Source organism: Accumulibacter sp. (genome assembly GCF_032229525.1).
Classification (GTDB): Bacteria; Pseudomonadota; Gammaproteobacteria; order Burkholderiales; family Rhodocyclaceae; genus Accumulibacter.
In genome coordinates this window covers 1-5,203 of sequence record NZ_JAVTWB010000215.1, presented here as the reverse complement: position 1 = coordinate 5,203, position 5,203 = coordinate 1, and the positions used below count along the sequence as shown (strand labels likewise).

The 5,203-nt window shown below is 64.3% G+C and carries 6 protein-coding genes; 3 read left to right on the top strand and 3 right to left on the bottom strand.

All coding sequences use genetic code 11. The features are described from left to right. The 3 genes from RUW20_RS17475 to RUW20_RS17465 all read left to right on the top strand — a co-directional run. On the top strand, positions 1 to 747 hold a 747-nt coding region (locus tag RUW20_RS17475), incomplete at its 5' end, for an Lrp/AsnC family transcriptional regulator (RefSeq protein WP_313953503.1). Beyond that, positions 740 to 1,219, top strand: a complete 480-nt coding sequence (locus tag RUW20_RS17470; RefSeq protein WP_313953502.1) for an AsnC family transcriptional regulator — start codon at positions 740 to 742, stop codon at positions 1,217 to 1,219. The genes RUW20_RS17475 and RUW20_RS17470, both read left to right, overlap by 8 nt. Continuing rightward, entirely contained in the window at positions 1,216 to 1,713 is a 498-nt protein-coding gene (locus tag RUW20_RS17465; RefSeq protein ID WP_313953501.1) for an AsnC family transcriptional regulator, read from the top strand. Before RUW20_RS17470 ends, RUW20_RS17465 begins: the two co-directional genes overlap by 4 nt. Positions 1,714 to 1,761: 48 nt before the next feature. Here RUW20_RS17465 and RUW20_RS17460 read toward each other — a convergent pair whose 3' ends face one another. The 3 genes from RUW20_RS17460 to RUW20_RS17450 all read right to left on the bottom strand — a co-directional run bounded on the left by RUW20_RS17460 (position 1,762) and on the right by RUW20_RS17450 (position 4,902). After that, entirely contained in the window at positions 1,762 to 3,864 is a 2,103-nt protein-coding gene (locus RUW20_RS17460; RefSeq protein ID WP_313953500.1) for an AsmA family protein, read from the bottom strand. Further along, positions 3,861 to 4,145, bottom strand: a complete 285-nt coding sequence (locus RUW20_RS17455) for a hypothetical protein (RefSeq protein ID WP_313953499.1) — start codon at positions 4,143 to 4,145, stop codon at positions 3,861 to 3,863. Before RUW20_RS17455 ends, RUW20_RS17460 begins: the two co-directional genes overlap by 4 nt. A 454-nt stretch (positions 4,146 to 4,599) precedes the next feature. Next, positions 4,600 to 4,902 (bottom strand): type II toxin-antitoxin system VapC family toxin, encoded by a 303-nt coding sequence (locus RUW20_RS17450; RefSeq protein ID WP_313953498.1) that lies wholly within the window; start codon positions 4,900 to 4,902, stop codon positions 4,600 to 4,602. Positions 4,903 to 5,203: the final 301 nt, after the last annotated feature.

The window sequence follows — 5,203 nt, the reverse complement described above, 5'->3', positions numbered from 1 at the left end:
CTCACCATCGTTGCCGAGGCGGTCAATCGTTTCCCCGAGGTGAACCACAATTACGAGCGCGAGCATCACTACAACCTGTGGTTTGTCGTCACCGCCGGTTCGGAAGGACGCCTGCAGGCGGCGCTCGGTGCGATCGAGCGGGCGGCTGGCTATCCGTTGCTGCGCTTGCCCTTGCTGCAGGAGTACCATATTGACCTCGGTTTTTCGCTGGACGGGAGCGCTGAAAAGCCGTCGCCCGGGCGTGCGCGCAGGCAGGCTTTTGTGCCGCCACGGCAGCTCGACGAGTTCGAGCGGCGGCTGGTGATGGCCTTGCAGGAAGGCCTGCCGCTGTTCATCCGGCCGTTTTCCGTCCTCGCCAGCCGTCTCGGTTGTGAGGAGATCGAGGTGCTCGAACGCATCCGTCTCTGGTGTGGCGAAGGCATCATCAAGCGCTTCGGGGTGATCGTCAGGCATCACGAACTTGGTTACACCGCCAACGCCATGCTGGTGCACGATATCCCGGATGAAGCCGTCGCCGAAGTCGGCGAGATACTGGCCCGCGAGCCGGGCGTCACGCTGTGCTACCAACGGCCGCGGGTGTTGCCGGAGTGGCGCTACAACCTTTTCTGCATGATCCACGGTCAGGTCCGTGCCGAAGTCGAAGCGCGGATTGCCGAGCTGCGAGCCCGGCTGCATCTGAATGATCACGCGCACGCCATCCTCTTCTCGCTGACCCGTTTCAAGCAGGGCGGCGCACGCTATGCGTGAGAGCGCTGCCATCGACGATGTCGATCGGGCGATCATCGATTCCCTGCAAGGTGATTTCCCGATCTGCGAGCGGCCCTACGCCCAGGTCGCCGCGCAACTCGGCATCGGCGAGGAGGAGCTGCTCGACCGTCTGCAAGCGCTGCTCGATACCCGCGTGCTGACCCGCTTCGGCCCGATGTTCCAGGTCGAGCGCATGGGCGGCGCCTTCGTCCTCGCCGCGATGTGCGTTCCCGAAGCGCATTGGCAGCGCGTGCTCGAGGTGGTCAACGCTTTCCCCGAGGTGGCCCACAACTACCGGCGTGAAAGTGACCAGAACTGTGAATTCAACATGTGGTTCGTGCTCGCCACCGAGACCGCAGAGGGCATTGCGGCAGCGGTACGCGGCATCGAGGAAGCCAGTGGCCTGCCGGTCTTTCCCTTTCCGAAGCTGCGTGAGTATTTCGTCGAAATGAAACTGGCGGTGCGGACATGAGCGCCGCGGTGGACGGCCTGATGGACCCACTCGATCGCCGTCTCGTGCTGGCGACGCAAGCTGGCCTGCCGCTGGTCGCCCGGCCCTATCACCAGCTGGCCGAGCAACTCGGCGTTTCGCCCGAGGAAGTGATGGAGCGGCTGGCGCGCATGCTCGACAGCGGCGTCATCCGCCGTATCGGCGCCGTTCCCAACCACTACGCCATCGGCTACACCGCCAACGGCATGAGCGTCTGGGATGTGCCGGAGGAGCGCATCGACGAACTCGGCGCCGTCGTCGGTGCACTCGATTTCGTCACCCACTGCTACCACCGTCCGCGCAAGCTGCCCGAGTGGCCGTATACCCTGTTCGCCATGGTGCATGGCAGCTCGCGCGCCGAAGTGCTGGTCAAGGTGGAACAGATCGCCGAACTGCTGGGTGCCGATTGCCGCGCCTACGACGTCCTGTTCTCGACCCGCATACTCAAGAAGACCGGCCTCCGGATCGGCGCTTGAGGCCCGGCGCCGGATTCTGGCCGGCGCTGACCGCCGGCAAGCGTCCTCTTACTTCTTCTTGTCGCGCCCGAACATCCTGCCGAGAAAGCGTTCCGCCTCTTCGACAACAGCAGCGCCGACGCCGCGATGCGCTAAGGCGTTGGTGAGGACATCGCTCAGGTTGATCGAGTAGCGAAGATCATCCGTCGGGCCGTTGAAGTGTACCGGCACGGTGACGCCGGCCAGCGTCGTCAGCAGTTTCGAGCTCTGGACAGGATTGGCGCTCACCGTCACGCGCAGTGTGTAATCCAGATTCTTCGACAGCAGGTCGAACTGGCCGCTGCCGCCCAGCCCGAGTTGTGCTGTGGCGCCATCGAGGTCGTCATTGCGAGCGACACCATCGGCGAGCCTGACGGTGCCGCTCAGGCGCGACAGCACGGTGCGTTGCGAGCGGTCGATCTTGCCGCCCTGTGTGCCGCCGCCTTTAAAGGCGCCCATGGCCCGGCCGAGTACCGCAGACAGGTCAATGCCGACCAGCGCAAAGTCGCGCAAGGCGAAGCGTCCCGTTCCCTGCGCTGTACGGGTCAGCTCGGCGCGCGACTGGCCACTGGTCGACAGCGCCAACCGGAAATCGCCGCGTCCGCCCAGATCGTTGCGGCCCAGGGCGTCGCGTGCCAGCCCGCCGATTTCGACATCGTTCAAAGTCAAGTTCAGGGAGCCGCGGTTGCCTTGTGCATCCAGCGTCAAGTCGCCGCTGCCCTTGCCGCCGTAAAGCTGCGCGCTCAGCGGCGAAATCGCCGTGCGGCCCGCAGCGCCGCGTACGCTGGCGCGCACCGCAGTCGCCTGGATGCCGCGAAGCTGTAGCTGCCCGATCTGCAGCTTGCCGTCCAGCCGCAGGTCGCGCAAGGGCGACAGGTCGAAGGCCTGATTCGACGGCGTTGCCGCGGGCGCCGCTGCCTTCACACCATCGGTCGGGGGCGCAGTAGCGGCAACTCCTGTAGCTTTCGTGGCGGCGTTCTCGGTGGCCGCCCCCGCGCCTGGAGCCGTTTCTGCTGTGGCAACTGCGTGACCTGGAGCCGCGCTCGCCGCCGGCGGGCTCGCGGCCGCTGCCTTGCCGGCTGGCGCCAGGTAGCGGTCGACATTGAGTCGATCACCCTCCACGTCGAAGCCGATTTCGGGTTGCGCGAAGTTCTCAAGCGTGATCGTTGCTTTCAAGCTGGCATCGGCTGCACGGGAGGCAAGCTTCAGGTCGACGTGTTCGCGGCTGCCATCCACCTTCATCGCACCGGTGAAAGCGACACGCGCCGACCCTTCCGGCAGCTGCGGGTTGAGCATGCTGATCTCGCCGTCGATCTGCGGCATGTCGAGCGTCCGGCTCTCGATATTGACGCTGAGCGGACCGGCGAGCCGGGCCTCGAATCCCCGCGTGCCGGCGAAGCTGAGCTTGAAGTCGGTGGCGGCAAACACCGAGGCGGCGAGATCGAGGTCTAGCGTCGCTGCCAGTTCGAGGTTGCCGGCGAACTCCGGTGCCGTCGAAGTTACATGCGCTGTCAGCGAGAGAGGCAGCTTTGCCTTCGGCGCCAAGCGGCCGGTTTCCAGATTGATCGCCGACAACGCGATGGTCTTGCCGCTGCCTCCTTCGCGTAGCGTGATCGCCCCGTCGGTAAGCACCAGGCGACCAATCTCCCAGTCTGCCGCCACGGCTTCGTCCGGCCTTTGACGAGGTTCTGGCGTCTCTCGTGCATTCTTCTCGCCGTGTCCGACAGGCCCCGCAGGTTCGTCGAACATGTCGTCGACCTCCAGGCTGCCGTCGCCCTGCCGCGTCACCGTTGCCCGCGGCTGCAGCACGTCGATCGACTCGACGACCAGCGTTTGTCGCAGCAAGGGGAGCAGGGCGACCGCCACCCGCGCTGACGTGAAGCTGAGGAACTCCGCCTCGCCGTTGCGGGCCGACAAGGTGCTGGCCGGTAGCGTGATCGCCAGCTTGGGAAAGATCGACAGCCCGAGATCACCCTTGAACAGAAGCGTGCGGCCGGTGTGCGTCTTGACCGCTTGCTCGATTTCGGGCTTGTAACGATTGATATCGATCAGCGCGATAGTGATGGCAAGGGCCAGGACGAGCAACGCAGCCACTACGGCGGCCATGAGCAGAGGGCGGCGTTGGGCAGTCATTGACCGGTGTGCGCTCGAGGGTAGGCATCGCAGGGGACATGGAGCGCTGGCGGCACAGCGAGGGTCTGCGCCCCTAACACGGTGAACGTCCGCGATTTTTCCCTCAGATCGATGATGCTCAGATCTCCGTCGATGCCGCGAAACGCTTGCGCGCAGCGCCAGGTGATCGACTGTTCGTTGGCGAGGCCAAAGATCATTCGCGCCTTGCCCGCCACCAGCTGCTGCCTCGGTTCGCGCTGAGCGCTCGAGGTGTCGAGCAATCTGCCAGTTGTCGCCTGCACGGCCATCATTTCCTCGTTCGCTGGTCCAGAACCCCAATGGTATGAACGACGATCATGCGTTCATCGTCGGTGGGGATTTCGGGTGATCGTAACACCGCTGACGACCAAGCCAGAGTGAAGCGGGATGGCGAATCGGATTCAAGGGCGCTTCGTGACAAAGTCTCGCCCGGAATTTTGTCGTCCAGCAGGCCGAATCGGTCGAAAGGCACTGCGAGCTCTACCCCACCTTCATCAAGCGCCCGGCCCTGCAGGCCGCGCGCGTGGAAACCGCGGTGATCGGTAGCGAACCGCGAGCGCGCAAGCAGGAAGACGTGATGTCGATGTTCTACATCGACCTCAACAGCACCGAGAGCGGCTGACGCGCTTGTTTTCTAGCCCTCATCGGTGCATTGAGTGCCATTTGGGGCGCTACTCCATTGGCGGCGGTGCCTCATGCAGCCGCCCGCGGCGACCCTCATTGTTCCGCGGAAAGGGCGTTGACGATGTCGGTTTGCGCGAAGTCGTCGCCTTTGAAAAGCAGCGGCGACGCGCGCACTTTGGCTAGGACGTAACGGAAGATCTCGCCGAAATTCAGTCCTGCCGGATGTCCGCTCCCCTTGCCGTAGGCGACGAACGCCGCGTAAGCGGCATCGGTCTCCGCCGCGCCGGGCGGCGCCACTTCAAACACGGGCAGACGGAGCAGGTTGTCCAGAATCACCCCGGCGCGATGACCGCTCCGACCATAGACAACCATGCGCGCCTGCACCACGGAAACCATTCTGATCGGTGCCTTGCCGGATTCCGCGATGACGCGAATGAAGGCTTCGCGTTCCGGGTTCAGCGAAGGCGATGGGTGTATTCTCCGCAGACCACCAGCGTTTATGAGGGCTGCAGGCATATTGCAGGGCCGACGGAGCAGTGCACTTCATCGGCGACACGATTGGATCGCTATTTGAAGGGTGATGAATCCGTATCTTGCACCGCAGCGCGCAGGCACATTTTTGCGATTCATCGCTGTTCGCAAGCTTGTTGGATTGTTCGCACTGACCCTGGCGCCTCTCCTGGCGCCTTTCTGACCC